This is a genomic window from Microcoleus sp. T3_A4, assembly GCF_036700465.1.
Taxonomy (GTDB): domain Bacteria; phylum Cyanobacteriota; class Cyanobacteriia; order Cyanobacteriales; family Microcoleaceae; genus Microcoleus.
The window spans coordinates 1-1,126 of sequence record NZ_JAUBOY010000140.1; the positions used below are offsets into that span (position 1 = coordinate 1).

General features: G+C 37.9%; 2 protein-coding genes. Both read left to right on the plus strand.

Annotated features, from left to right (window positions below):
• Nucleotides 1–394: transposase family protein (locus tag QUA07_RS29910; RefSeq protein ID WP_333332875.1), on the plus strand; the 394-nt coding region annotated here is incomplete at its 5' end.
• A gap of 17 nt (nt 395–411) precedes the next feature.
• Entirely contained in the window at nt 412–1,095 is a 684-nt protein-coding gene (locus QUA07_RS29915; RefSeq protein WP_333332878.1) for an ISL3 family transposase, read from the plus strand.
• Nucleotides 1,096–1,126 lie beyond the last annotated feature (31 nt).

Consider the following 1,126-nt stretch of genomic DNA (forward strand, 5'->3'; position numbering starts at 1 on the left):
TAAAAATGATAGAAAAACAATTTTAAAAGTGGGTTTTTTGATGGATTATGCTACTTGTCCTCACTGTCAAAAGTCCACAGATGAACTCCATCAGATTCGTCCAATCTTGATTCGAGATTTACCGATTTCAGGTCAGTTAATCGAATTGGAAATTCCTCGTCGCCAATACTACTGTATAAATTGTCAAAAATATTTCACAGAGCAACTGTGTTTTGTTGATGAAGGTCGGCGCTATACTCAACGATATGAGGAGTATATTTATCACCGTGTTCAGGTGACAACAGTAGAACAGGTAAAACGAGAGGAAGAATTAAGTTGGGATCAGATTCAAGGAATTTTTAATCATCAGCGAGAACAAGTAAAAAAGCCTCATGGGGAGCGGTTAAACGTCTGAGTATCGATGAAATTAGTATGAGAAAAGGGCATCAAGATTTTGTGACTGTAGTTTCCGATATTGACCAAAGTCAATTGATTGAAGTGATCGACAGTCATGAACAGCAAGGTATCATGGAAGTCCTTATTCAGCAACCGATTGAGGTTCGCGAGCAGGTGTTAGAAGTGAGTGTAGATATGTGGGGTGGTTTTCCCAAAGTAATCCAAGAAGTTTTTCCGAATGCGATTGTGGTGTATGACCGATTTCATGTGATGAAATATGTGAATGAGGAATTGAATAAGATCCGAATACAAAGCAATATTAAAGGAAAAGGGAGTCGATTTATTGTCCTGAGAAATGGTGGAGATTTAAAAGAAGAGGAACGGGTTAAATTGGCTACAGTTTTAAGTCAATCTAAGCGTCTTAAGCTGGCCTATGAATTGAAGGAAGAATTCAGAGAGATTTTTGAAAGTCATCATAGTGTGGAAGAGGGGAGAGAATCACTGCTTAAATGGATTAAGAAAGCACAACCAATTTACAGTGATACCCTAACCATGCTTCGCAATCATATCGATGGAATTTGTAACTATTTTTTGAACCGAACAACGAGTGGTGTTATGGAGGGAATCAACAATCGTCTCAAACTGATTAAACGTCAAGCCTATGGATTTGTTAATTTTGACAATTTTCGAGATCGACTATTAGCTTGCTTTTCTAATTAGTCTTTCTTATCACCGCCAACCCAGAAGACCC

Bases quoted from the DNA above. Each gene is read 5' to 3' on its own strand.
- QUA07_RS29915 (WP_333332878.1), top strand. From the start codon at position 412: ATGAGAAAAGGGCATCAAGATTTTGTGACTGTAGTTTCCGATATTGAC.